This is a genomic window from Streptomyces chiangmaiensis, assembly GCF_036281785.1.
Taxonomy (GTDB): domain Bacteria; phylum Actinomycetota; class Actinomycetes; order Streptomycetales; family Streptomycetaceae; genus Streptomyces; species Streptomyces chiangmaiensis.
Genome location: NZ_JAYWVC010000011.1, coordinates 14476 through 38351 on the forward strand (window position 1 = coordinate 14476; position 23876 = coordinate 38351).

At 69.3% G+C, this 23876-nt stretch carries 22 protein-coding genes and 1 pseudogene; 5 read left to right on the forward strand and 18 right to left on the reverse strand.

The features are described from left to right. Positions 1-155 precede the first annotated feature (155 nt). The 4 genes and pseudogenes from ligA to VXC91_RS05820 form a co-directional block, all read right to left on the reverse strand. On the reverse strand, positions 156-2351 hold the full coding sequence (ligA, locus tag VXC91_RS05805; RefSeq protein WP_329505588.1) for an NAD-dependent DNA ligase LigA: 2196 nt from the start codon (positions 2349-2351) through the stop codon (positions 156-158). A gap of 15 nt (positions 2352-2366) precedes the next feature. After that, complete coding sequence (locus VXC91_RS05810; protein WP_329505589.1) at positions 2367-3374, reverse strand: methionine synthase; 1008 nt, start codon at positions 3372-3374, stop codon at positions 2367-2369. Positions 3375-3404: 30 nt separating this feature from the next. Beyond that, entirely contained in the window at positions 3405-4103 is a 699-nt protein-coding gene (locus VXC91_RS05815; RefSeq protein WP_329505591.1) for an SDR family oxidoreductase, read from the reverse strand. 15 nt (positions 4104-4118) lie between these two features. Beyond that, positions 4119-4690 (reverse strand): annotated as a pseudogene (locus VXC91_RS05820) (LOG family protein). Positions 4691-4740: 50 nt separating this feature from the next. On the opposite strand from VXC91_RS05820, the gene VXC91_RS05825 reads away from it, so the two are divergent. After that, positions 4741-5064 carry a DUF427 domain-containing protein gene (locus VXC91_RS05825; RefSeq protein WP_329505660.1) on the forward strand — a complete coding sequence of 108 codons (324 nt, stop codon included), beginning with the start codon at positions 4741-4743 and terminating at the stop codon, positions 5062-5064. A gap of 36 nt (positions 5065-5100) precedes the next feature. After that, complete coding sequence (locus VXC91_RS05830) at positions 5101-5880, forward strand: alpha/beta fold hydrolase (protein WP_329505592.1); 780 nt, start codon at positions 5101-5103, stop codon at positions 5878-5880. 10 nt (positions 5881-5890) lie between these two features. Here VXC91_RS05830 and mnmA read toward each other — a convergent pair whose 3' ends face one another. After that, a complete protein-coding gene (gene mnmA, locus VXC91_RS05835; RefSeq protein ID WP_329505593.1) occupies positions 5891-7015 on the reverse strand; it encodes a tRNA 2-thiouridine(34) synthase MnmA in 1125 nt (374 codons plus the stop codon). A gap of 61 nt (positions 7016-7076) precedes the next feature. Between mnmA and VXC91_RS05840 the strand changes: the two genes are divergently transcribed. Beyond that, positions 7077-7742, forward strand: coding sequence for an N-acetylmuramoyl-L-alanine amidase (locus tag VXC91_RS05840; protein ID WP_329505594.1), 666 nt, complete (start codon positions 7077-7079; stop codon positions 7740-7742). 265 nt (positions 7743-8007) lie between these two features. Here VXC91_RS05840 and VXC91_RS05845 read toward each other — a convergent pair whose 3' ends face one another. From VXC91_RS05845 to VXC91_RS05855, 3 genes are all read right to left on the reverse strand, one after another. Further along, positions 8008-9171 (reverse strand): cysteine desulfurase family protein, encoded by a 1164-nt coding sequence (locus VXC91_RS05845; protein WP_329505595.1) that lies wholly within the window; start codon positions 9169-9171, stop codon positions 8008-8010. A gap of 116 nt (positions 9172-9287) precedes the next feature. Continuing rightward, positions 9288-9584 (reverse strand): DUF4190 domain-containing protein, encoded by a 297-nt coding sequence (locus VXC91_RS05850; RefSeq protein WP_408057337.1) that lies wholly within the window; start codon positions 9582-9584, stop codon positions 9288-9290. A gap of 38 nt (positions 9585-9622) precedes the next feature. Further along, positions 9623-9790 (reverse strand): hypothetical protein, encoded by a 168-nt coding sequence (locus tag VXC91_RS05855; RefSeq protein ID WP_329505596.1) that lies wholly within the window; start codon positions 9788-9790, stop codon positions 9623-9625. 128 nt (positions 9791-9918) lie between these two features. Between VXC91_RS05855 and VXC91_RS05860 the strand changes: the two genes are divergently transcribed. Next, the gene (locus VXC91_RS05860) at positions 9919-10545 is read left to right on the forward strand and encodes a TetR family transcriptional regulator (RefSeq protein WP_329505597.1); all 627 of its coding nucleotides are present in this window, start codon (positions 9919-9921) and stop codon (positions 10543-10545) included. 157 nt (positions 10546-10702) lie between these two features. Here the strand turns inward: VXC91_RS05860 and VXC91_RS05865 are convergent, their stop codons facing one another. Continuing rightward, positions 10703-11566: a thioesterase family protein gene (locus tag VXC91_RS05865; protein WP_329505598.1), complete on the reverse strand. Its 864-nt coding sequence runs from the start codon at positions 11564-11566 to the stop codon at positions 10703-10705. A gap of 217 nt (positions 11567-11783) precedes the next feature. Here VXC91_RS05865 and VXC91_RS05870 point away from each other — a divergent pair, with 217 nt between their 5' ends. Further along, positions 11784-13010 (forward strand): alpha/beta hydrolase, encoded by a 1227-nt coding sequence (locus VXC91_RS05870; protein WP_329505599.1) that lies wholly within the window; start codon positions 11784-11786, stop codon positions 13008-13010. Here the strand turns inward: VXC91_RS05870 and VXC91_RS05875 are convergent. From VXC91_RS05875 to VXC91_RS05915, 9 genes are all read right to left on the reverse strand, one after another. Beyond that, positions 12919-13575: a trimeric intracellular cation channel family protein gene (locus VXC91_RS05875; protein ID WP_329505662.1), complete on the reverse strand. Its 657-nt coding sequence runs from the start codon at positions 13573-13575 to the stop codon at positions 12919-12921. The genes VXC91_RS05870 and VXC91_RS05875 overlap by 92 nt on opposite strands. Before the next feature lie 68 nt (positions 13576-13643). Next, positions 13644-15035, reverse strand: coding sequence for a M1 family metallopeptidase (locus VXC91_RS05880; RefSeq protein ID WP_329505601.1), 1392 nt, complete (start codon positions 15033-15035; stop codon positions 13644-13646). Positions 15036-15132: 97 nt separating this feature from the next. Beyond that, positions 15133-16566, reverse strand: coding sequence for an ABC transporter ATP-binding protein (locus VXC91_RS05885; RefSeq protein WP_329505602.1), 1434 nt, complete (start codon positions 16564-16566; stop codon positions 15133-15135). Positions 16567-16580: 14 nt separating this feature from the next. Beyond that, positions 16581-17702, reverse strand: a complete 1122-nt coding sequence (locus VXC91_RS05890; RefSeq protein WP_329505603.1) for an ABC transporter ATP-binding protein — start codon at positions 17700-17702, stop codon at positions 16581-16583. Beyond that, the gene (locus VXC91_RS05895) at positions 17699-18700 is read right to left on the reverse strand and encodes an ABC transporter permease (RefSeq protein ID WP_329505604.1); all 1002 of its coding nucleotides are present in this window, start codon (positions 18698-18700) and stop codon (positions 17699-17701) included. Before VXC91_RS05895 ends, VXC91_RS05890 begins: the two co-directional genes overlap by 4 nt. A 115-nt stretch (positions 18701-18815) precedes the next feature. Next, positions 18816-20549, reverse strand: a complete 1734-nt coding sequence (locus VXC91_RS05900; protein WP_329505663.1) for an ABC transporter substrate-binding protein — start codon at positions 20547-20549, stop codon at positions 18816-18818. 136 nt (positions 20550-20685) lie between these two features. Next, on the reverse strand, positions 20686-21678 hold the full coding sequence (locus tag VXC91_RS05905) for an ABC transporter permease (RefSeq protein ID WP_329505606.1): 993 nt from the start codon (positions 21676-21678) through the stop codon (positions 20686-20688). Positions 21679-22010: 332 nt separating this feature from the next. Next, positions 22011-22811, reverse strand: coding sequence for an enhanced serine sensitivity protein SseB C-terminal domain-containing protein (locus VXC91_RS05910; RefSeq protein ID WP_329505608.1), 801 nt, complete (start codon positions 22809-22811; stop codon positions 22011-22013). 268 nt (positions 22812-23079) lie between these two features. After that, complete coding sequence (locus VXC91_RS05915) at positions 23080-23871, reverse strand: enhanced serine sensitivity protein SseB (protein WP_329505610.1); 792 nt, start codon at positions 23869-23871, stop codon at positions 23080-23082. Positions 23872-23876: the final 5 nt, after the last annotated feature.

The following is a 23876-nucleotide window of genomic DNA, read 5'->3' on the forward strand; positions in this document are numbered from 1 at the left end:
GTCTGAAAACCCACCACGCCTCCGGGCACGGCAGGCGCACACCTCAACAGTAGGCCGCAGAAGGCTTCCACGGGCAGCGGTCGTCGACGGTTGCCCGAATGCGCCCCGGCCACCCGTATGCATCTGATATGCGTCGAACGGGTGACCTTCGACCACTACTCCGCGGTCGGAAGGGCGACTTCCGCGGCCGCTTCCGGTCCTTGTTCCAACAGAACGGCGAATCCGGCCTCGTCGAGCACGGGAACCTTCACCTGCATGGCCTTGTCGTACTTCGATCCGGGGTTCTCGCCCACGACGACGAACGACGTCTTCTTGGAAACCGAGCCGGTCACTTTCGCACCCCGGCTCTGCAGGGCGTCCGTGGCTCCGTCGCGGGTGAAATGCTCCAGAGTGCCGGTGACGACGACCGTGAGCCCCTCCAGAGGGCGCGGGCCCTCGTCCTGGCCGGAGCCCTCCTCCTCCATGCGGACACCCGCGGCCTTCCACTTGCGGAGGATCTCGCGGTGCCAGTCCTCGGCGAACCACTGCTTGAGGGAGGCGGCGATGATGGGCCCGACCCCGTCGGTGGCGGCCAGCTCCTCCTCGCTCGCCTGCTCGATGCGCTCGATCGAACGGAATTCGCGGGCCAGCGCCTCCGCTGCCACCGGGCCGACGTGACGGATCGACAGGCCGGTGAGCACGCGGGCGAGCGGACGCTCCGTGGCCGCCGCGATGTTGTCCAGCATCGCGATGGCGTTCTTCTTGGGCTCACCCTGCTGGTTGGCGAAGACCATGGCGACCTTCTCTTCGCCGGTCTTCGGGTCACGCTTGGGCAGACCGCTGTCCTGGTCGAGGACATACGCCTTGATGGGCAACAGCTGCTCGACGGTGAGGTCGAACAGATCGCCCTCGTCCTTCAGCGGCGGCTCGGCCGGCTCGAGCGGCTTGGTGAGGGCCGCTGCGGCCACGTACCCGAAGTGCTCGATGTCCAGTGCCTTGCGCCCGGCGAGGTAGAACAGGCGCTCACGCAGCTGGGCCGGGCACGCGCGCGCGTTCGGGCAGCGGAGGTCGATGTCGCCCTCCTTCATCGGCCGCAGGGGCGTACCGCACTCGGGGCACTCAGACGGCATCACGAACTCGCGCTCCGTGCCGTCGCGCAGGTCGACGACCGGGCCGAGGATCTCCGGGATGACGTCACCGGCCTTGCGCAGCACCACCGTGTCCCCGATGAGCACGCCCTTGGCCTTGACGACGTCCTGGTTGTGCAGGGTGGCGAACTCGACCTCCGAGCCCGCGACCGTCACCGGCTCGACCTGCGCGTACGGCGTGACCCTGCCCGTACGGCCCACGCCCACACGGATGTTGATGAGCTTGGTGTTGACCTCCTCGGGGGCGTACTTGTACGCGATCGCCCAGCGGGGGGCGCGCGAGGTGGAGCCGAGACGGCCCTGGAGCGGGATCTCGTCGAGCTTGACCACCACTCCGTCGATCTCGTGCTCCACCGAGTGGCGGTTCTCGCCGAAGTACGCGACGAACTCCCGTACGCCGTCGAGGTCGTCGACCACCTTGTTGTGCTTGGCGGTGGGCAGGCCCCAGGAGTGCAGCAGGTCGTATGCCTCGGACAGACGGGTGAGGCCGTCCTCGAAGCCCTCCAGCGCGCCGATGCCGTGCACCACCATGTGCAGCGGGCGGGTGGCCGTGATGCGCGGGTCCTTCTGGCGCAGGGACCCGGCCGCTGCGTTGCGCGGGTTGGCGAAGGGCTTGTCACCGCCCGCCACGAGGCGGGCGTTCAGCTCCTCGAACTTCTCCATCGGGAAGAAGACCTCGCCCCGGATCTCCACGAGGTCGGGGACGCGGTCGCCGTCGAGGCGGTCCGGAATCTCCGCGATCGTACGGACATTGGGGGTGATGTCCTCGCCGGTGCGGCCGTCGCCGCGGGTCGCCGCGCGGGTGAGGCGGCCGTGCTCATAGGTGAGGTTGACCGCGAGGCCGTCGACCTTCAGTTCGCACAGGAAGTGGTACGCGGAGGTGCCCACCTCCTTGGCGACGCGATCGGCCCAGGCGGCGAGTTCCGCGTCGTCGAAGGCGTTGTCGAGGGAGAGCATGCGCTCGCGGTGCCGGACGGCCGTGAACTCGGTCTCGTACGCGCCCGCGACCTTCTGGGTCGGCGAGTCGGGTGTGCGCAGCTCGGGATACTCCTCCTCCAGTGCCTCCAAGGAGCGCAGGAGCCGGTCGAACTCGGCGTCGCTGACGATGGGGGCGTCCTTCACGTAGTACCGGAAGCGGTGCTCCTCGATCTGCTCAGCGAGCTGCGCGTGCTGCTTCCGTGCCTCGGCGGGCACCGTGGTCTCCGCTTGCTTGTCGCCGGCCACCGTGTTGTCCTCCCGTTACTCTGGGTTGTCCGCGAGGGATCTCGCCGCCCGGACGCAGTGGGCGAGGGCCTTGCGGGCGTAGTCCGGGGAAGCGCCCGCCAGGCCGCACGTCGGCGTGACCGTGACCGCCTTCGCGAGAAGCCCCGGATGCAGTCCCAGCCTGCGCCACAACGTCCTGACACCCATGACGCTACCGGCAGGGTCCGACAACGTGCCGTCCGTGCTCGCCACCACCCCGGCGAAGAGCCGGGTGCCCCCTTCCACCGCCTCTCCGATCACGTCGTCGTCACGCTCGGTGAGCAGCGAGAAGTCGAAGGAGACGGCCGCCGCGCCCGCCCTGCGCAGCAGGGCGAACGGAACGTCCGGCGCGCACGAGTGGACCACGACCGGGCCGTCCGCGTGAACCCCGACGATGTCCCGCAGTGCCGCCTCGGCGACCTGCCGGTCGACGGCCCGGTGGGTCCGGTAGCCACTGGCGGTCCCCACCTGCCCGCGCAGGACGGCGGTGAGCGACGGCTCGTCCAGTTGCAGCACGATCCGCGCGCCGGGCACCCGCCGCCGGACCTCGTCGAGGTGGAGCCGCAGCCCCTCGGCGAGCGACCCGGCGAGGTCGCGGCATGCCCCGGCGTCGGAGAGCGCCGCCTCGCCGTTCCTGAGCTCCAGCGCGGCGGCCAGCGTCCAGGGCCCCACCGCCTGCACCTTCAGCGGCCCCTCGTACTCCTGGGTGAACTCCTCCAGCGCGTCGAGGTCCTCACCGAGCCAGGAGCGGGCCCGCCGGGTGTCCCGCCCCGGCCGGTCCGCGAAGCGCCAGCCACTGGGCTCCACGCGCGCGTACAGGTCGACGAGCATCCCCGCGGTCCGCCCGATCATGTCCGCGCCGGGCCCCCGGGCCGGAAGCTCGGGAAGGAACGGGAAGTCCTCGAAGGTCCCGGTGACGGTCTTGGCCGTCTCCCGCGCGTCCTCTCCGGGCATGGACCCGACACCGGTGGCGGCACCGAACCTGAACTCGCTGTTTTCACTCACCCCGGAAGACTACGGAATCCTCCGGTACGGTCAGCGGCCCGGCCGCACCGTCAGGTCGTTGACCTCCGCGTCCCTCGGCAGGTCCAGGCACATCAGGATCGTCGTCGCCACCGACTCGGGGTCGATCCACTGCGACGCGTCGTACTCTTTGCCCTCCTGCCGGTGGACCTTGGCCTGCATCACCCCGGCCGTGCGGCCGGGGTAGACGGAGGTGACCCGGACGCCGTTCGCGTGCTCCTCGTGGCGCAACGAGTCGGCGAGTGCCTTCAGGCCGTGCTTGGAGGCGGCGTACGCCGACCACTGCGCGTGGGCGTTCAGGCCCGCTCCCGAGTTCGCGAACACCACATGGCCGCGCGCGGCGCGCAACTGGGGCAGGAAGTGGCGGGTCAGCTCGGCGGGCGCGATCAGGTTGACGTTGAGCTGCTGGTGCCAGGACTTCGGGGTCAGCTCGTCCACCCGGCCCAGGTCGACCACGCCGGCGATGTGCAGCAGGGAGTCCACCCGGTCCGGCAGGGTCTGGTGGGAGAACGCCCAGGACAGCCTGTCCGGGTCCGAGAGGTCGCCCACCAGGGTCTTCGCCCCCGGGAACGCGGCCGCCAGCTCCTTCGCGCGCCCCGCGTCGCGCACGTGCAGTACGAGGTCGTCCCCGCGCGCGTGCAGGCGGCGGGCCACGGCCGCGCCGATGCCGGAGCCCGCTCCGGTGATCACATGTGTCGCCATGCCCGCCATGCTCGCACCACGGTGTCAGCGGACGCGGAGCGACTCCTCCAGATACGCCAGGGCTCCCACCGGCTCCTCGGCGAAGAACACCAGCTCCCTGAGCGGCCGCGGCAGGAAGCCCTCGTCCTCCATCCGGCGGAACTGCTCCTTCAGACCGTCGTAGAAGCCGGCCGTGTTCAGCAGGGCCACCGGCTTGTCGGTGTGCCCGTGCTTCTTCAGCTCCAGAATCTCGGTCGCCTCGTCGAGCGTGCCGGTCCCGCCGACCATGATCACGATCGCGTCGGCCCTCTCCAGGAGCAGCCGCTTGCTCCCCCACTGCCTCAAGGGCGTGGGGGCACCCCCATGCCGAGGTCCTTCGCGATCACCATCTCGTCGGCGTCCACCCGTGCCGTGGCCGCCAGGAAGTCGACGGAAACGCCCAGCAGCCCCCCACCCGTCTCCTGCACCCCGTCCGCGACCACCTTCATGAGGCCCACGTCGGAGCCGCCCCACACCAGCGTGTGGCCGCCCTTGCCCAGCAGTTCCGCGAACTGGCGCGCGGGGCGCGTGTATCGGTCGGCGAGGTCGGCGGCGGAGAGGAAGACGCAGATGTTCATGCCGTAACCGTATGCGGGAAGAATCGGCGGCCGACGGGCGCTGTTCGAGTATGGCCGAAGGACACACGATCACCATCGAGCAAGGCGACCAGCACGTGCGCGTGGTGCACGGCGGACAGGTCCTGGCGGAGAGCGACCGGGCTCTTGTGCTGCACGAGACGGGCTGTCCCCCGCGGTACTACATCCCCGCCGAGGACGTACGCCTCGACCTGCTGACGCCTTCCGAGACGCACACCGTCTGCCCCTTCAAGGGCACCGCGTCCTACTGGTCCCTCCCCGACGCGGCGGACCTGGTGTGGGCGTACCCCGCTCCCAAGCCCGACGTCACGAGGATCAAGGACCACCTCTGCTTCTACGAAGTAGAGGTGTCGTGAGCGATTAACGCCGTCGTCTGCGGCAGTCTCACAGGTATGGACAAGCAGACCATCTCGCGCGACGGCACCCGCATCGCATACCAACGCACCGGGCAGGGCCCGGCGGTCGTCCTCGTGAGCGGCGCAATGTCCACGGGCGCCACGGTGGCGCCCCTGGCCGCGCAGCTCTCGGACCGCTTCGACGTCATCGTGTACGACCGCCGGGGCCGCGGCGAGAGCGGCGACACGCAGCCGTACGAGGTGGCCCGCGAGGTGGACGACCTCGCGGCGCTCATCGAGACGACGGACGGCGAGACGGCGCTGTACGGCATCTCGTCGGGCGGTGCGCTGGTGCTGGAGGCCGCGGCGAGCGGTCTGCCCGTGCACCGGGCGGCGGTGTACGAGACACCCTTCGCCGACTACGGGGGCGGCGTTCAGGAGCGCGCGGAGTACACCGGGAATCTCACCGAGGCGCTCGAGCAGGGCCGGCGCGGGGACGCGGTGGAGCTGTTCCTCCGGCTCACCGGCCTGGCCCCCGAGATGATCAACAACGCCCGCCGGTCGCCGATGTGGGCCGACATGGAGGCGATCGCCCCGACCCTCGCGTACGACAACGCCGTGATGGGGGACGGGCTGGTGCCCCGGGACCGGCTGGCCGAGGTCACCGTCCCAGTCCTGGCCGTCGCGGGCGCCGCGAGCCCCGAGTGGCTGCGCAGGGCGACGAAGTCGGTCGCGGAGGCGACGCCCGACGGCACGTACCATGTACTGGAGGGCCAGAACCACATGGTGGAACCGCGAGCGCTCGCACCGGTGCTGGCCGAGTTCTTCTCCCGTTAGGGGCGGGCGGTCACGCCATCGCGCTCGCCGCGCGCGTGGTGGACGCGATCGTCGCCGACCCCACCACACGCGTGCCGTCGTACAGAACGATGGCCTGTCCGGGGGCGACACCCCGGACCGGTTCGGTGAAGTCGACCTGGAGTTCGCCGTCGACGAGTTCCGCGGTGACCTCGGTCTCGCCGCCGTGGGCGCGCAACTGAGCGGTGTAGGTGGCGGAGCCGACCGGGGCGGCGCCGCACCAGCGCGGCTTGATCGCCGTCAGGCCGCTGACGTCCAGGGCGGACGCCGGGCCGACCGTGACCGTGTTGTTCACCGGGGAGATGTCCAGGACGTAGCGCGGCTTGCCGTCGGGTGCGGGGGTGCCGAGCCTGAGGCCCTTGCGCTGGCCGATCGTGAAGCCGTACGCGCCCTCGTGCGTGCCCAGCTTGGCACCGGACTCGTCGACGATGTCGCCCTCGGCCTTGCCGAGCCGTCGGGCGAGGAAGCCCTGCGTGTCGCCGTCCGCGATGAAGCAGATGTCGTGCGAGTCGGGCTTCTTGGCGACCGCGAGGCCCCGGCGCTCGGCCTCCGCACGGATCTCGTCCTTGGTGGTGACCGTGTCGCCGAGCGGGAACATCGCGTGCGCCAACTGCTTGTCGTCGAGGACCCCGAGGACGTACGACTGGTCCTTCGCCATGTCGGAGGCCCGGTGCAGCTCGCGCGTCCCGTCCTCGAGGGTGACGACCTTGGCGTAGTGACCCGTGCAGACCGCGTCGAAGCCGAGGGCGAGGGCCTTGTCGAGCAGCGCGGCGAACTTGATCTTCTCGTTGCAGCGCAGGCACGGGTTCGGGGTGCGCCCGGCCTCGTACTCGGCGACGAAGTCCTCCACCACGTCCTCACGGAACCGATCGGCGAGGTCCCAGACGTAGAACGGGATGCCGATGACGTCCGCGGCGCGGCGGGCGTCGCGCGAGTCCTCGATGGTGCAACAGCCGCGCGCGCCCGTACGGAAGGACTGCGGGTTCGCGGACAGCGCGAGGTGGACGCCGGTGACGTCGTGGCCCGCTTCGGCGGCGCGGGCGGCGGCGACGGCGGAGTCGACCCCGCCGGACATGGCGGCGAGGACGCGGAGGGGACGCTGCGGAGTCTCAGTCATAGCCCTTCAAGAGTACGGGGCCGGAGGGAACCGGAGCGCGCGCGTATCCGTTGAAGATCGCATGGGGGATCGCAGGGCGGGGAAGGACGGCGACCGGCGGCTCGGGCGCAGGGCGCTGATCGTCGGAGGTGCGGCGGCCGCGGTGGGCACGGCCGCGCTGGCGCGGGAGGAGCTCGCACATCTGTGGTGGCGGCTTCCCGGCGTCGAGAAGGACCGCGTGGAGGGCGCGGTCGACTTCCGGGGCGCCCGGTGGGTGGCGGCCTCGCCGGCGAACCTGCGGCGCGCCGACCGGCCCGCCGACTACGGCATAGACCGCGTGGTCATCCACGTCACCCAGGGCGGTTACCGCAGCGCGGTGCGGGCGTTCCAGAACCCGGGGCACGGCGCGGCGGCCCACTACATCGTGCGCGGGGACGGCAGCGTCACGCAGATGATCCGCGAACTGGACGTGGCGTTCCACGCGGGCAACCGGTCGTACAACGAGCGGAGCGTCGGCATCGAGCACGCGGGATTCATCGAGCGCGCCTCCTCGTTCACGGACGCCATGTACGAGGCGTCGGCGCGGCTCACGGCCGCGATCTGCGGGCGCTACGGCATACCCGTCGACCGGGAGCACATCATCGGGCACGTGGAGGTGCCGGGCACGGACCACACGGATCCGGGCCCTCATTGGGACTGGGGCCGCTACATGGGGCTCGTACGGCGGACGCGGACGGCCCGGACGTAACGGCGGACCAGCCGGCCAAGGATGTGACACACATCACACCTCACAGATACTGCGGGCGGCCTTCTCGAAACATGGGTCCGAGGCGTCCCACGCTTCACAAACGACCTGGTGAACGTCGAATAGGCTTCAATGCCGTGGAGTGGAGGCGCACAGCCCCGCATCGGCCGGGATCGGCGTGCACGGCTTCCGCCCGACTCGACCCCACGCCTTGCACCGCCCTCAGGTCAAGCGTCGCGGGACGTGACCCACACCACAGACTCCGCCCTCAGGTGAGCCCCGCCGTGCGGGCTCGCTCCACCGCGGGGCCGATCGCCTTGGCGACCGCCTCCACGTCGGCCTCCGTGGACGTGTGTCCCAGGGAGAAGCGCAGGGTGCCGCGGGCCAGGTCCGGATCGGCGCCGGCGGCCAGCAGGACATGGCTCGGCTGGGCGACCCCGGCCGTGCAGGCGGAGCCCGTGGAGCACTCGATGCCCTGCGCGTCCAGCAGCAGGAGCAGGGAGTCGCCCTCGCAGCCGGGGAACGTGAAGTGGGCGTTGGCCGGGAGCCTGAGCACCGGGTCACCTCCCAGGATCGCGTCCGGGACGGCTGAACGGACCGCCGCGATCAGATCGTCGCGCAGGGCGCCGATCTCGCGGGCGAACCACTCCTGCTGCTCGGCGGCGAGCCGTCCGGCAACGGCGAAGGAGGCGATGGCCGGCACATCGAGGGTGCCGGAGCGCACATGACGTTCCTGTCCGCCGCCGTGCAGTACCGGGACGGGGCTGTACTGGCGGCCGAGGATCAGCGCACCGATACCGTACGGACCGCCGATCTTGTGGCCTGAAACGGTCATCGCGGCGAGCCCGGAGGCCTCGAAGTCGACCGGGACCTGACCGAAGGCCTGGACCGCGTCGGAGTGCACCGGGATGTCGAACTCCCCCGCGACTTCCACGAGTTCACGGACCGGCAGGACCGTGCCGATCTCGTTGTTGGCCCACATGACCGTGACGAGGGCGACGTCCTCGGGGTTGCGGGCGATGGCCTCACGCAGGGCCTCCGGATGGACGCGGCCGTAGGCGTCGACGGGCAGGTATTCGACCGTGGCACCTTCGTGTTCGCCGAGCCAGTGCACCGCGTCGAGGACGGCGTGGTGTTCGACGGGGCTGGAGAGGACTCGGGTGCGGGCCGGGAACGCGTCGCGCCGGGACCAGTACAGCCCCTTCACGGCGAGGTTGTCGCCCTCTGTGCCCCCGGCGGTGAAGACGACCTCGCTCGGGCGGGCAACCAGTGCCTCGGCCAGGGTCTCGCGCGCCTCTTCGACGGTTCGTCTCGCACGGCGGCCGGAAGCATGCAGCGAGGAGGCGTTGCCGGTGATGCCGAGCTGTGCGGTCAGTGCCTCTACCGCCTCGGGAAGCATCGGGGTGGTCGCGGCGTGGTCGAGGTAAGCCATGGTGAGTTTGATTCTACGGGCCTGCCCTTCGCGTCCTGAGCCCCGGAGCCCCTGATACGGGCGCCGGCGGTCGGCCCGTCGTCCGCGGGTCCGGCCGTCGGCGTGCGGGCCGCCGCCTACAGGCTCCAGGACACGGTGTGGTCCAGCTGTATGGCTGTCACGAGGACCACCAGGTCCGCGACGCCCAGGCCCAGACCCAGGATCGCGCGGCCCCGGCGCCCGGTACCGCGCCACAGGGCCACGGTGGCCAGGGTGATCGCGATGGGCCCGAGGAGGACGTTCAGTACGAGGAGGCCGAGCAGGCCCAGGATGAAGGACGCGACGGCCATGCCGTCCGCGTCGCGGCTGTCCTCGGCGCGGGCCGGTGCGACGCCGCCCTTGGTGTGTGCGGTTCGTGCGGCAGTGAGGTGCATGATGCGTCAGCTCCCGACGGTCGGTTCGTGTGCGCGGATCAGTGGGCGGACGTCTGGCGCCTGCGGCCGTGCCGCTCGCGGATCGCGAAGATCACGAGCCACACGGCGATCAGGCCGGCGGCGACGAGGGTGACGGGCAGCGGGGTGTGGGCCACGGTGCCCATCACCATGCCCAGCAGCAGGAGTGCGGCGACGAGGAACAGCATCGGATCCCCTCCGGTATGCCTCTCATGACAGTTCGGTGAACGCTTGTGGTAACGCCTGTTCACTGACTCATGAGTCTAGCGCGTCCGGCGGCTGGTCAATTCCAGAGAACAGTTGTTGACTGCATGGCATGAGTCACACCCTCGGCGTCCGGCAGGCCCAGAAGCAGAAGACCCGGCAGGCGCTCCTGGACGCGGCGTTGGGGCTACTGGAGGAACAGAGCCTGAGCAGCCTGGGCCTGCGCGAGGTCACCCGAGCCGTCGGTGTCGCTCCGACCGCCTTCTACCGGCACTTCCGATCGATCGCGGACCTCGGGGTGGAACTGGTCGAGGAGGCGCTCGGCAGCCTCCACCCGATGATCGAGTCCACGGTTTCCGCGACCGGCGACAGCGACGAACGCATCGCACGCGCCGTCGATCTGATCGCCCGTCACGTCGACGCGTACCCCGCCCACGTGCGCTTCATCGCACGTGAGCGGCACGGCGGTGTCCAGCCGGTGCGGGAGGCGATCCGGCACCAACTGGCCCGGTTCTCCGAGGAGGTGAAAGTGGCGCTGGCCGAACACCCCGAGTCCGCGGGCTGGAGCGATGGGGATCTGCTGATGCTCGCGGGTCTGTACGTCGACCAGATGCTCATGACCGCCTCCCAGTTCCTGGAGGCGATGGAGGGCCCCGCCGAGGAGCGGGAGCGGGTGGCCCGGACGGCGACACAGCGATTGCGGCTCGTCGGCATCGGCCGCCACCACTGGCAGGACTGAACGGGGCGCCCCGGACATCATGTGGTCCGGGGTCGCGACCGGCGCCGAGGCCGTCGAGCGCAGCACGGCCCACGCTCGGCCGCCCGCCGACAGCGGGTCGGCACGGCCGCACCCTCCGGGGTGCGGCTCTCGCTCCGGTTCGCGGGCCGGGCGGGGCTCAGGAGGCGAGCCGGACCCGTGCCAGCTGCCGGGACTGGGCGACCAGACGGTCCGCGCTGTCCCAGACCTCGGCGTCCTCCTCCAGGAAGCCGCCGGCGAGGTTACGCGTGGTGATCGAAACCCGCAGCGGGCCGGGTGCCGGGCGGGACCGCACATGCACGGTCAGCTCGACGGTCGGCACCCAGCCCGAGATCCCGAGCTCGAAGGCGGTGGGCGGCAGGGCGTCCACCGCGAGCAGCAAGGACAGCGGGTCCGCGTCACGGCCGTCGGCCAGCCCGAACCACGCCCTCATCTCACCCTTCCCGGACGGCGAGCCGAGCGCCCAGCCGAGCGTCGTGGGATCGAGCTTGAGCATCAGCCGGTCGGTGATGGCCGAACTGCCGGAGACCGGCGCCGGGCCGTCCTCGGGGCCGAAGCACTGGTCCATGGGCGGGAAGGCGGGGGGCTTCGCGCTTGTGCGGACGTCGTCGGGCAGGGAGTCCAGATCGCCGTACGAGGCGAGGACACGGATCCGTTCGACCTCGTTGCCCTCCTCGTCGTACTGGAAGAGGGACGCCTGGCCGGTGGAGAGGGTGCGGCCGGCGCGGACGACGTCCGTGCGGATCACCGCCGGGCCCGGCTGGGAGGCGGTGAGGTAGTGCGCGGAGATGGTGAACGGGTCGGGGTGCGGCAGGGCGTCCGCGAGGGCGCGACCCAGAACGGCCAGCAGATAGCCGCCGTTGACGGCGTTGATGATCGTCCAGCCGGCGGAGAGATCGATCTCGTGGACGCCGGGCTCCCGGAGGGTGACGGCGGTGTCCCGGTCGAACTCGCTGTCACCGATCGTGGCGCGCGCGGCCTGTGCGGTAGCTGCTTCTGGCATGCCTGAACGGTACAACAAGAAATTACTAAGCAGTAGCTTTCACGGTTGCGGCTGGATGACCTTCCGCCGAACCTGCATGGATCCGGCCATCCATAGGTGAGATTTTGGCAATTTCTCGGTAAGTGTCCGAACTCGTCCGTGACCGATGGCCCCCGCTTTCCCTCTCAGAAGACGTACAGCCTGATCCGCACGTTCACAGGAAGAGCCGGATACGCCGATGAGTCTGACCGGGACGCCGTTCCTCTTCACGTCGATCGCCCTTGTGACAGTCGCCCTCGTCCTGCCGCTGCTCCTGTGGTCCCGGATCCGCGGCCCCGTGCTGCTGCGGCACGCCGGCCGTGTACTGATGCTGCTGTTCGCCCAGATGACGGCGGTCACTCTGGTCTTCGTCCTGGTCAACAACGCCAACAACCTCTACGACAACTGGGCGGACCTCCTCGGCACGGGCAACCACGTACAGCAGGCCGCCGACCTCGGCAAGGACGGCACGGGCGGGATCCAGGTCAAGGCGCTGCCCAAGGTGCACCAGACGTTCTCGCCGGCCGACGGCCCCGGCATGCAGGCGGCCGGCGGGGTGCGCGTCACCCAGCTCAGGGGCCGGGTGTCCGGCATCGAGGCCGAGGTCTACGTCTGGCTGCCGCCGCAGTACGACGAGCCCGCCTACCGCAACAGGAAGTTCCCGGTCGTGGAGCTGCTGTCGGGATACCCCGGCTCGGCGAGGGCTTGGTTCGGATCACTGAAGGTGCACGAGCAGCTACTGCCGCTGATGCGCAACAGGCAGGTGGCACCGTTCATCCTCGTGGCCCCGCGCACCAATCTCATCGCCAAGGTCGACACGGGCTGTGCGAACATCCCGGGCACCGTGAACGCCGACACCTGGCTCAGCATCGACGTGCCCAAGATGGTGACGGACAACTTCCGCGCCGAGTCCGCACCCGACGGCTGGGCGACAGCGGGCTACTCCGCCGGTGCGCACTGCGCCACCAAGCTCGTCGTCGCGCACCCCGACCGCTACCGGGCCGCGATCAGCCTGTCCGGCTACAACGACCCGATCGGCGAACGCCGCTCACTGGCCGCACGGAGCCTCCTGCTGCGCCGGGAGAACAACCCGTACTTCCTGCTGAGGGGCTACCGCACCCCGCCCCGCATCTCCCTGTACCTGTCCGGCCAGCAGGGCGACGGTTACCAGGCCGCCTCGGCGCTGCAGGCGATCGCCAAGCCGCCGACGACGGTCCGGGCGGTGCTGATCCCGCGCAGCGCGGGCGGTCACAACATGGCCCTGTGGCGGCCGCAGATCCCGTACGTGTTCACCTGGCTGACCCAGCGGATGACCGGCAAGGCCGCCGCCGGGACTATTCCTCGGCGACCGTGGAGCGGCGGTTCCAGGCCCGCGGCGCTCGCCAGTGGAACCTCATCGCCAGCAGCCGCAGTACGAAAGCGGTGATCACGGCGAGCCCGGAGGTGAAGGGCGTCAGCACGTCGTAGCGGATGCACATCGCCACCATCGCGGCGCCGACGATCGCGGGTACCGCGTACAGGTCCCTGTCCCACCGCAGCAGTGAGGGCACCTCGTTGGCCAGGACATCGCGCAGGACGCCGCCACCCACGGCTGTGGCCAGGCCCAGGGCGGCGGACGAGGTGAGGCCGAGCCCATGGTCGTAGGCCTTCGTCGTGCCGGCGACGCAGAACAGGCCGAGGCCGGCCGCGTCGAAGACGTTGACGGCGACCTGGATGCGCTCCACCTGCGGGTGGAGGAAGAAGACCAGCAGGGCGGCGAGCAGCGGGGTCAGGAAGTACCCCAGGTCGGTGAAGGCGGCAGGCGGCACGGCACCGATGACCACGTCGCGGAACAGCCCTCCGCCCAGCGCGGTGACCTCGGCGAGCACGGCGATGCCGAAGACGTCGAAGTTCTTTCGGACGGCCAGCAGCGCGCCGGATATCGCGAAGACGAAGATGCCGACGAGATCCAGCGTGTGCTGGACGGAGGGGCTGAACAATTGCTGGAGCACCCCTACATTCTCACCCATCGACGACGGCGCGCCTTACAAAGCAAGGTGAAAACAGTGAAACGCCTCGGTTACAGAGCGGGCTTCCCCGTCGTGAAGAGCCACTTCTGGAACAGGTCGTCGAGCTGCTGTCCGGAGATCTTCTCCGCGAGCCGCATGAAATCGGCGGTGTTCGCGTTGCCGTACCGGTGGAGCTCGGCCCAGGCCGGCAGGAGCTTGAAGAACGCGGTGTCGCCGATGCGCTCGCGCAGCGCCTGGAGGGTCATCGCGCCCCGCTGGTAGACCGCAGAGGCGAACATGGTGTCACGCTGCGGGTCGGCCACCGTGACCTGCCAGAACGAGCTGTCGGCGGGGCGGGCGTCGTACCCCGCGAGGAAGGAGTCGTGCGCCGAGGCGGTGCCCCTGTGCTCGGCCCACAGCCACTGGGCGTATGTCGCGAAGCCCTCGTTGAGCCAGATGTCCTTCCAGCGCTCCACCGAGACCGAGTCGCCGAACCACTGGTGGGCGAGCTCGTGCACGATGGTCGACTCCGAGCGGACGGCCGAATACGCCGGCTTCGACTGCACCTCGAGCGAGAAGCCGGCCTCCGGCATGTCGTCGACGATGGCGCCGGTCTCCTCGAAGGGGTAAGGCCCGAAGATCTTGGACCAGTAGTCGGTGGCCTCGGCGGTGACGGCGTACACGTCGACGTTGTTGCTGTTCGCCAGGACGGGGTCGATGGCGACGTAGATCGGAATGCCCGACGGGGTCTTCCCGGTCTTCACGTCGAACCTGCCGATGGTCGCCGTCGCCAGGTAGGTCGCCATCGGCCTGGACTCGCGCCAGTGGGTCACGGTCCGGCCGTCCTTGTCGTACGTCGACATCAGGCGGCCGTTGGAGACGGCGGTCAGGCCCTTGGGTGCCGTGATACGGATGTCGTAGGTGGCCTTGTCCGCGGGGTGGTCGCTGGACGGGAACCAGGTGGAGGCGGCGTTGGGCTCGCAGGCGACGAAGACTCCGTCGGAGGTCTTCATCCACCCGTAGTTGGAGCCGAAGACGATGGGACCGCCGAGCGGTTCCGGGACCCCGCCGTAGGTGACGGTGACCGTGAAGTCCCGGCCCTTGGGCAGGACGCCGCGCGGGGTGATGCGGATCTCGTCGCCCTCGCGCGTGAACGGGGCGCGTCTGCCGTTCACCTCGATCCCCGTGACCTGAAGCTTCTGCAGGTCGAGGTCGAAGGACGAGAGGCTTCGGGTGGCACGGGCCGTGATCGTCGTACGGCCGTCGAGCCGGTCGGTGTCCGGGTCGTACGCCACGTCGAGCGCGTAGTGGCGGGCGTCGAAGCCGCCGTTGCCCAGTTGCGGGAAGTAGGGGTCACCGATGCCGTCGGCTCCCGGACCGGGAGCGGAGGAGGCGGCGATGGCGAGGAAGGAGGCCGCCGCGGTGACGAGAACCCCTAAGCGTGCCGAACGGGAGAGTGCCATGAGTCGTCCCTTCGAGCGTGCTGTCGATCAGACGGACACGCCAGACTCTGCGCTCTCCCGTTCGGTCATGTGCATGACTTTGCCAACTCGTCATGCGTTACTTGTCGGTTGACTCCTGTCCCGCCGATGCCTCGGGCTTGCCGGAGTCGCCGGATGCCTCGGAGACGCCCCCGCCGGCGGCAGGCTCGGACTCGTCGGATTCCTCGGAGGCGTCGGGCTCCTCCGGGGCGTCGGCCGATGCCTCGGCGTCGGACTCAGCCTCGGCCGCGGCGGCCGTGGACTCCTCCGGCTCGGCGGCCGCGGCTCCCTCGGGCCCGTCAGCCGCGGTCTCCTCGGTGGCGCCCTCGGCCGGCTGCTTCGAGGTGGCCTCGGCCTCCACCTCGGCGGCCACCGCCGCCGACGTCTGGGCCGATTCCTCGAGCACCTCCTCCGGCACCAGCTCCGCCGCTTCCTTGGCGTCGGACAGCAGCACCGTGTCCTGCGGGGCCTGGTCCTCGAAGTTCTCCGGGTGGTGGCAGGCCACCCGCTGCCCCGGCTTCAGCTCGAGGAGCAGCGGCTCGGTCGTCCGGCAGATCTCCGTCGCCTTCCAGCACCGCGTGTGGAAGCGGCAGCCGCTTGGCGGGGAGATCGGCGAGGGCACGTCGCCCCGGAGCAGGATGCGTTCGCTCTTGGCACTCTTGCGCTTCGGGTCCGGGATCGGCACCGCCGACATGAGCGCCTTGGTGTACGGGTGCATCGGCGCCCTGTACAGCGAGTCGCGGTCGGCCAGCTCGACGATCTTGCCGAGGTACATCACCGCGATCCGGTCCGAGACGTGCCGGACGACCGAGAGGTCGTGCGCGATGATCACGTACGTCAGGCCCAGCTCCTGCTGGAGGTCGTCGAGAAGGTTGACGACCTGCGCCTGGATCGACACGTCCAGCGCGGAGACCGGCTCGTCCGCCACCACGAGCTTCGGGTTGAGCGCGAGCGCGCGGGCGATGCCGATGCGCTGGCGCTGGCCGCCGGAGAACTCGTGCGGGTAGCGGTTGTAGTGCTCGGGGTTGAGGCCGACCACCGACAGCAGCCGCTGCACTTCCTTCTTGATGCCGCCCTCGGGAGTGACGCCCTGCAGCTTGAAGGGGGCGCCGATGATCGTGCCGATGGTGTGACGCGGGTTCAGCGAGGAGTACGGGTCCTGGAAGATCATCTGCACATCGCGGCGCAGGGGACGCATCCCGCCGACACCGAGATGCGTGATGTCCTTGCCCTCGAACTCGACCGTGCCGGCGGTCGGTTCGAGCAGCCGGGTGATCAGCCGGCCCATCGTCGACTTGCCGCAGCCCGACTCGCCCACCACGCCGAGCGTCTCACCGGCCTTGACCTCGAAGTCGAGGCCGTCGACCGCGCGCACCGCGCCGACCTGCCGCTGGAGCAGGCCCTTGCGGATCGGGAAGTGCTTCTGGAGCCCGGTCACCTTCAGCAGGGTCTCGCCGGGGGCGGCGTCCTTGGTGGTGACCACGCTGCCGTCGCTCTGGCCAGGAATCGTCACAGCTTTGTCCTCGCTCACAGCTTCGGCGCAATCTCTTCGGTCCAGATACGCTCCCGCTGCTCCTTGCTCATGTGGCAGGCGGCCCAGTGCTGGCTGCCGACCTCGGTCAGTTCGGGGCGGACCGTGCGGGTGAGGTCGTCCTTCGGGATGTCCGCGTACGGGCAGCGCGGGTTGAAGGCGCAGCCGGACGGGACGTTGATGAGGGAGGGCGGCAAGCCCTTGACCGGGATGAGGCGCTCCTGCTGCTCGCGGTCCAGGCGCGGCATCGAGCCGAGCAGGCCCCAGGTGTAGGGGTGGCGGGGCTCGTAGAACACCTTCTCGGCGGGGCCGCGCTCGACGCAACGGCCGCCGTACATCACCAGGATGTTGTCGGCCAGCTCGGCCACCACGCCCAGGTCGTGGGTGATCATGATGACCGCGGAGCCGAACTCCTTCTGCAGGTCCCGGATCAGGTCCAGGATCTGCGCCTGCACGGTGACGTCCAGCGCAGTGGTGGGCTCGTCCGCGATGAGCAGCTCGGGGTTGTTGGCCAGCGCCATGGCGATCATGGCGCGCTGGCGCATACCGCCGGAGAACTCGTGCGGGTAGGAGTCCACCCGCTTGTCCGGCTCGGGGATGCCGACGCGGTCGAGCAGCTCGATGGCGTGCCGACGGGCCGCCTTCTTGTCCACCTTGGTGTGGATCCGGTAGGCCTCGATGATCTGGTGGCCGACCGTGTAGTACGGGTGCATGGCCGACAGCGGATCCTGGAAGATCATCGCCATCTTCTGGCCACGCAGCCGGCGCACGTTGTCCGGGCTCGCCCCGAGCAGCTCCTGGCCGTCCAGCCAGATCTCGCCGCTGATCTCCGGGCGGGACCGGGTGTGGCCGGTGCGGTGCAGGCCCATGATGGCCAGCGAGGTGACGGACTTGCCGGACCCGGACTCGCCCACGATGCCGAGCGTCTTGCCGCGCTCGAGGTCGAAGGACAGCCCGTCGACGGACTTGACCAGGCCGTCGTCGGTCGGGAAGTGCACCTTGAGATCGCGGACCGAGAGGAACGCCGGGGTCGGCGGCTCGATGTCCACGACGAGCCCGGCCGCACCGCCGACGACGGGCTCGACGGTGGACTCGGTGGAGGGGTTCTCGTTGCTCATGTCAGCCTCACACGCGGGTCAACGACCGCGTACAGCAGGTCCACAATCAGGTTCGCCACGACGATGAAGAGGGCGGCGAAGAGTGTCACCCCCATGATGACGGGCAGGTCGCCGCCATCAATGGCCGTGACCGCCTGGTATCCGAGCCCTCTCAGGTTGAACGTCTTCTCCGTCAGCACCGCGCCGCCCAGCAACTGCCCCAGGTCCAGGCCAAAGATGGTGATGATCGGGGTGAGCGTGGCACGCAGCGCGTGCTTGCCGATGACGACGTTCTCCTTGAGGCCCTTGGCCCGGGCCGTGCGGATGTAGTCCTCGCCGAGGATCTCCAGCATCGTCGCTCTGGTGAGGCGCGCGTATGTGGCCGCGAACAGGAAGGCCAGGGTGATCCATGGCAGGAGCAGGTTCTTGGCCCATTCAAGGGGCCCCTGTTCGATCGGTACGTAGTCGATCGAGTCCATCCAGCCCAGGGAGTAGACCACGACCGCGCTGGCCACCAGCCCCGTGAAGTAGATGGGGAGCGAGACGCCGGCCAGGGCCGTGATCATGGTCACGCGGTCCAGGACCGTGCGTCTGCGCAGCGCCGAGATGACGCCGGTGGCGACACCGCCGAGGACCCAGAGCACCGCCGCTCCCACAGCCAGCGAGAACGTGACGGGCAGCGCCTCCTTCAGGGTTTCCCACACGGGCTGCTCGGTCTTGAAGGAGTAGCCGAAGCACGGGGCCGGGCAGTGCGTCTTGTCCGAGCCGTTGTCGTAGTCACGGCCCGCGACGATGCCCTTCATGTACTGGCCGTATTGCACATAGATCGGCTTGTCGAAGCCCATCTTGTGACGGATGCCCTCGATGGCGGTCGCGTTGGTCTCCCGGCCCGCGAACATCAGGGCGGGGTCGGTACCGGTCAGTTTCGGCACCGCGAAGAAGATGCCGAAGGTGACCAGGGAGACCACCCAGAGCATGACGACGACGTTGATCAGACGCCGGATGAGATAGACGATCACTGCAGTCGGCCGATCGGCGGGTGGCTGCCGCCCCTTGTGGGGGCGGCAGCCACCCGCCTGCGGCCTTCACCTGCCCTTCGAACTAGCTATGCGTGGTGAAGGACCCGCATGTCGGTCAGTTGACACCCACGACGGCGAGGTCGAGGCGACCGCCCTGGCCCTCGCTGAGGAAGACGTTCTTCAGTCGGGGGTTCACATAGACCAGCGCCTTGTCGAAGTTGATCGGCAGGTAGAGCGCCTTCTCCATGATGTTGTGGTTGATCTGCTTGTAGAACTCGCCCGCCTCTTCGGGGGACTTGGCGGCCGCGGCCTTGTCGAACAACCCGTTGACGGTCTTGTCGTTGAGCATCGAGTAGTTGTTGTTGCCGTTGTCCAGGATGAACCGGCCGTCGACCAGCGCCTGGAGGAAGCCCGCACCGGTCTGGTAGTCGGCGCCCCAGCCCATGACGATGATGCCGTAGTTCTTCTTCTTCACGTTGTCGGGAGCACCGATCACGGAGGAGGAGAGCTTGCCGTCGTACTGGTCGATGGCGGCGTCGATGCCGACCGCCTTCAGCGAGGCCTGCAGCGACTCGGCGGTCTTGACCTCGGGCTCACGGTTGTTGCGGACCGCGATGGTGGTCTTGAAGCCACCCTCCTTGCCGCAGGCCTTGAGCTCTTCCTTCGCCTTGGCGACGTCCGGCTTGCCGTCCGTCAGGCCGTACGGGTCGTAGGACTTGCCCTCGGAGCCCGCGATCCCGGTGGGCAGCATGTTGGCGCCCAGGTCACCGCTGGTGGGGCCGCCACGCGCGGTCTGCAGCGAGGTCGGCTCGGCCGCGTAGATGACCGCCTTGCGGCAGTGGATGTTGTCGAACGGCTTCACCGTCTGCGGGAAGACCATGTAGCGGATGTAACCCGTGTGCGGGTTGCTCGCGTTGGCCTTCAGCTTCTGGTTCTGCAGGATCTTGATCTTGGCGGCCTGCTGCACACCCGAACCGTTGATGTCGTAGTCGATGGAGCCGCTCAGCAGACGGCTGTCCTCGTCATCCGGGTTCGTGGTGGGCGTGAACTCGATCCGGTCGGGCAGGCCCGTGCGGATCGTGTCGGTCTTCGGGTCCCAGTTGGTGTTGCGGACGAAGACGGCACCCTTGCCCGGCGTGAAGGACTCGACCTTGTAGGGGCCGGACGCCACCGGGTGGTTGTTGTACTTGGCGCCGTCGTCCTTGGCCTTGGGCACCGGCGAGGCGCTGCCCATCGCCAGCATGTACGGGAAGTCCGAGTTGGCGTCCTTCAGCTTGAAGACGATCGTCTTGTCGTCCGGCGTCTGGACGGACTTCAGGCCCAGCTTGTCCGGGTCGGTGTCCTTGTACGGGCCGGGGTACTTCTGACCCTGGTCCAGCACGTTGATCAGGTACGTCGGACCGCCGGACAGCACGTCCTGAGCGAACTGGCGCTCGATGCCGTACTTGACGTCCTTCGAGGTGATCGCCGTGCCGTCGTCGAACTTGATGCCGTCCTTCAGCTTGAAGGTGTAGGTCTTGCCGTCGGCGCTGACCTCCGGCATCGCCGCGGCCAGGTCCGGGACCAGCTGGTTGCCGGCCGCGCCCGGCTTGGAGTCGGTGGCGAGCAGCTGGCGCACGTACAGCCGCTGGATGTCCCACACGAAGCCGTAGTAGGCGCGGGTCGGGTCCATGAAGTCGACGTCCTGGGGGGACATCAGCTTCAGCGTCCCGCCCTTCTTCGTCGACGGGTTGAGGACCTTGCCCTTGGTGAGGGCGTCGAACCCCAACGCCTTGTTCGTGGAGGAGGACTTGTCGTCACTCCCCCCGCCGCCACATGCGGCAGCGGTCAGCGACACAGCCGCGACCATTGCCGCAAGGGCGATCGCCTTCCTTTGACGCTTCACTGTGTTGCAACCTCCGTGAATTGGTATCACCCGTGACACGCGGATGCGGTCAGAGGTATTCATTGCTGCCGCCGGCCGGTAGGCAGGCAGATCGGGTGGTTCAGCTGCCCTTCGGGTCGAGGGCGTCACGCAGCCCGTCGCCGAAGAGGTTGAACGCAAGAACGGTGATGAAGATCGCCAGACCGGGGACCACCATGTACGTCGGGTCCGCCTGGTAGGTGTCGATCGCGTCCGAGAGCATCTTTCCCCAGGAGGCCGTGGGCGGCTTGACGCCCGCGCCCAGGAAGCTCAGGGCCGCCTCGGTGAGGATGTTGGTCGGGATGATCAGCGTGGTGTAGACGAGGATCGGCGCGACCAGGTTGGGCAGCAGCTCCCTACGGAGGATGTAGCCGCGGCCGGCACCCAGGCTGCGGGCCGCCTCGACGAACTCCCGCTCACGCAGCGAAATCGTCTGGCCGCGCACGATACGGCCGATGTAGGGCCAGCCGAAGAAGCCGATGACGACGACGAGGACGCCCATCCGAACCCCGGTGCCGGTCAGGCCCCACAGCGAGTTGGGGACCACGGAGACGAGCGCGATGGTGAAGAGCAGCTGCGGGAAGGCCAGCAGAACGTCCATGGTGCGGCTGATGGCGGTGTCGACCCAGCCGCCGAAGAAGCCGGCCGTGGCGCCGAGCAGGCTGCCCAGGAACACGGAGACGGCGGCCGCGAGGAAGGCCACCAGCAGGGATATCCGGGCGCCGTAGACGATCCGGCTGAACACGTCGCGGCCGTTGGTCGGCTCCACGCCTAGCAGGAAGTCGGAACTCATACCGCCGAAGCTGCCCTTGGGCGTACCGAGGTTCGGGTCGATCAGGTTCTCGTGGAACTCGTTCGGCGGGTGGCCGAACAGGTCCACGATCCACGGCGCGAACACCGCGACCAGGATCAGGAACACCACGATCACACCGCCGGTGAGAGCGATCTTGTCGCGCTTCAGCCGGGTCCAGGCGATACGCCCGGGCGACCTGCCCTCGATCTCCTTGGCCGGGACGTCGGCGGTGACATCGGCGACCGCGGTCTCGGCGGCTGCGTCGTGCATTGGTGCCGTCATCTGGCAGGGACCCCTCTCAACCGGCGATAGCCGGCCCGCACTTGCCGCTGTGGCGGCATGATCAGTCCGTCGTACACAGGGGCGAATGCCCCTTGGAGCGGGAGTCTTCAACGCTTTGGCGATCTGTTGCCAGACTTGACGGTGAATGGATGCCTAAACGTGATGCCGTCTGGGACGTTCCGTTATCCGGACAGCGGGTAACGGGCGTCGAACGACGGCTAGTTAGGGCATTCCAAAACAGAACCGGACTCTTCACCCACATCTATGCGCGCAAAGTGGCATCCATACGGCTTCGGTCTGCCCACCCGACCGGCGGTACCGATCCTTGAGGATCAATAGCCGCTGCCGACCGGCGGATAGCCGTAGCCGCCGGCCGCGGGGGCCTGGACCGGGGCCGCGTGGGACTCACGGTCGTAGAACGGGCGGGCACTGGCGCGAAGCCACATCACCACGGGGTCGTACTCGTCGGACATCGCGACGGTCGACACGGGCAGGCCCTCGGGCACGGCGGCGATCGACTGCTGCATCATCGCGCGCACCGAGTCGACGGCGGGCGGCGAGGTGTCGTACACGTCCAGGCCGATCGCCAGGTACGGCGCGCCGAGGGCGGGCTGCACCCAGGCCCGGCGCAGCGAGCGGACGGCCGGCGTACGGTGCGCGTTCTGTGCGAGGAGGGCGTAGAACTGCGGGATCTCGACGGCCGGTTCGGACAGCCGCAGCGGCCCCGCGGGCTGGCGCTCGAGACCGGTGGCGATCCGGCGCAGGTCCAGCCAGGGAATGCCGACGCCGCCGCCCGGCGCATGCGGGTTGAGCCACAGCCCGTAGTGGTCGGGGTAGAGGGTGCGGGCGACGTCGAGGCCGTCGACCACTTCGTACGAACGGTTCCAGCCGCTGGCCGAGAGTTCCTGGGCGGAGGTGACACACGGTGCGTAGCCGTGGCCGTCCACCTCCATGTTCCCGTACTGGGCGTCCGGGGCACCGGCCTGGCCGTGCCAGAGCAGCATCCAGACCTGGCCGGACGACGGGGTCGCGAGCGCGCGCAGGAGCGCCTCGTAGGCGTCGTAACGCCCGGGCGTCACCTGGCGCAGCATGTGCTCGACCTGCCCGGCCGCTGCCGTGCCCGACGCGCTCACCCTCTACCGCCCCTTCACCACGAACCCGACAACCCCGCAGATGCCTCCGGAGTATGGGCGCGAACCGAGCCGCACCACCCCGACCGAGCCATTCTCCCTTGCCCGGGGACACCACACCCCCATGCGGTCACACCGCGGGGCGGCCCCCGGCCGGACACGAGCTTCCCCCGCTCGGGCCATGAAACCAGGTTAAGGCGCCATCTCGACAGCGACTTGACGCGCGCCGCGCGACATCGTCCGGGCTTCGCGCGCCGCGCTCGCGAGCGGTTCAGTAACCGTACTGGTAGAAGGGCCGCACCCGCTCCCGCATCCAGTCCCCCACCGGGTCCTGTGCCACGTCCAGGAACACCATGTTCACCGGTGTCTTCACCGGCACCCTGCCGAGCGCCCGGCCGAGCGCGTCCAGCGCAAGGGTCCGTCCGTCGGTCCCCGAGGGGCCGAGCTCGACGCCTATGAACATCACCGGGTCGGCGGACTCGATGGCGGCCAGGCCGCGGCGCGCGCTGAGCACCACACCGGTCGCCTCGAACTCGGACGAGGCGGCGGCGAGGAAATCCACCGGTTCGTCCTGCCAGTCGGGTTCGAAGAGGCGGACCCGGCCACCGCTCACGAGCCCGTCCAGTGAGGTCAGCCCGACGCGGCACAGCTCGGCCACCGCGTCCGGCGGCAGCGGCACGCCGACCACTCCGTCGGGGTTGACCGCGATACCGACCTGCGGGGGCAGCCCGCGGGCGAACTCGACGGCGGGAGCGATCGTGTACGACATGTGGTTGCCGACCACCTGGCGGAACTGCTCCTCCGAGCTGAAAACCGGGACGTAGACCTGGCCCTCGATCTCCAGCGTGGGCAGGTCCAGGGGGCCGCTGTGCGGGCCGCCGTCACCGGGCAGCGGCACCCAGAGGAAGCTGCGCCCGAGGACCTCGATGATCCGGCCGCCGGCCCCGGGGACGCCGAGGGAGGCGGAGAGCACCTCCTCCAGCTCGTTGCCCGGCCATCCGCCGTGCGGATGGGGGTGTGCCTGTGGGGGGAAGTCCGCGGGGAGGTCCGCCGGAAAATCCATCTGCT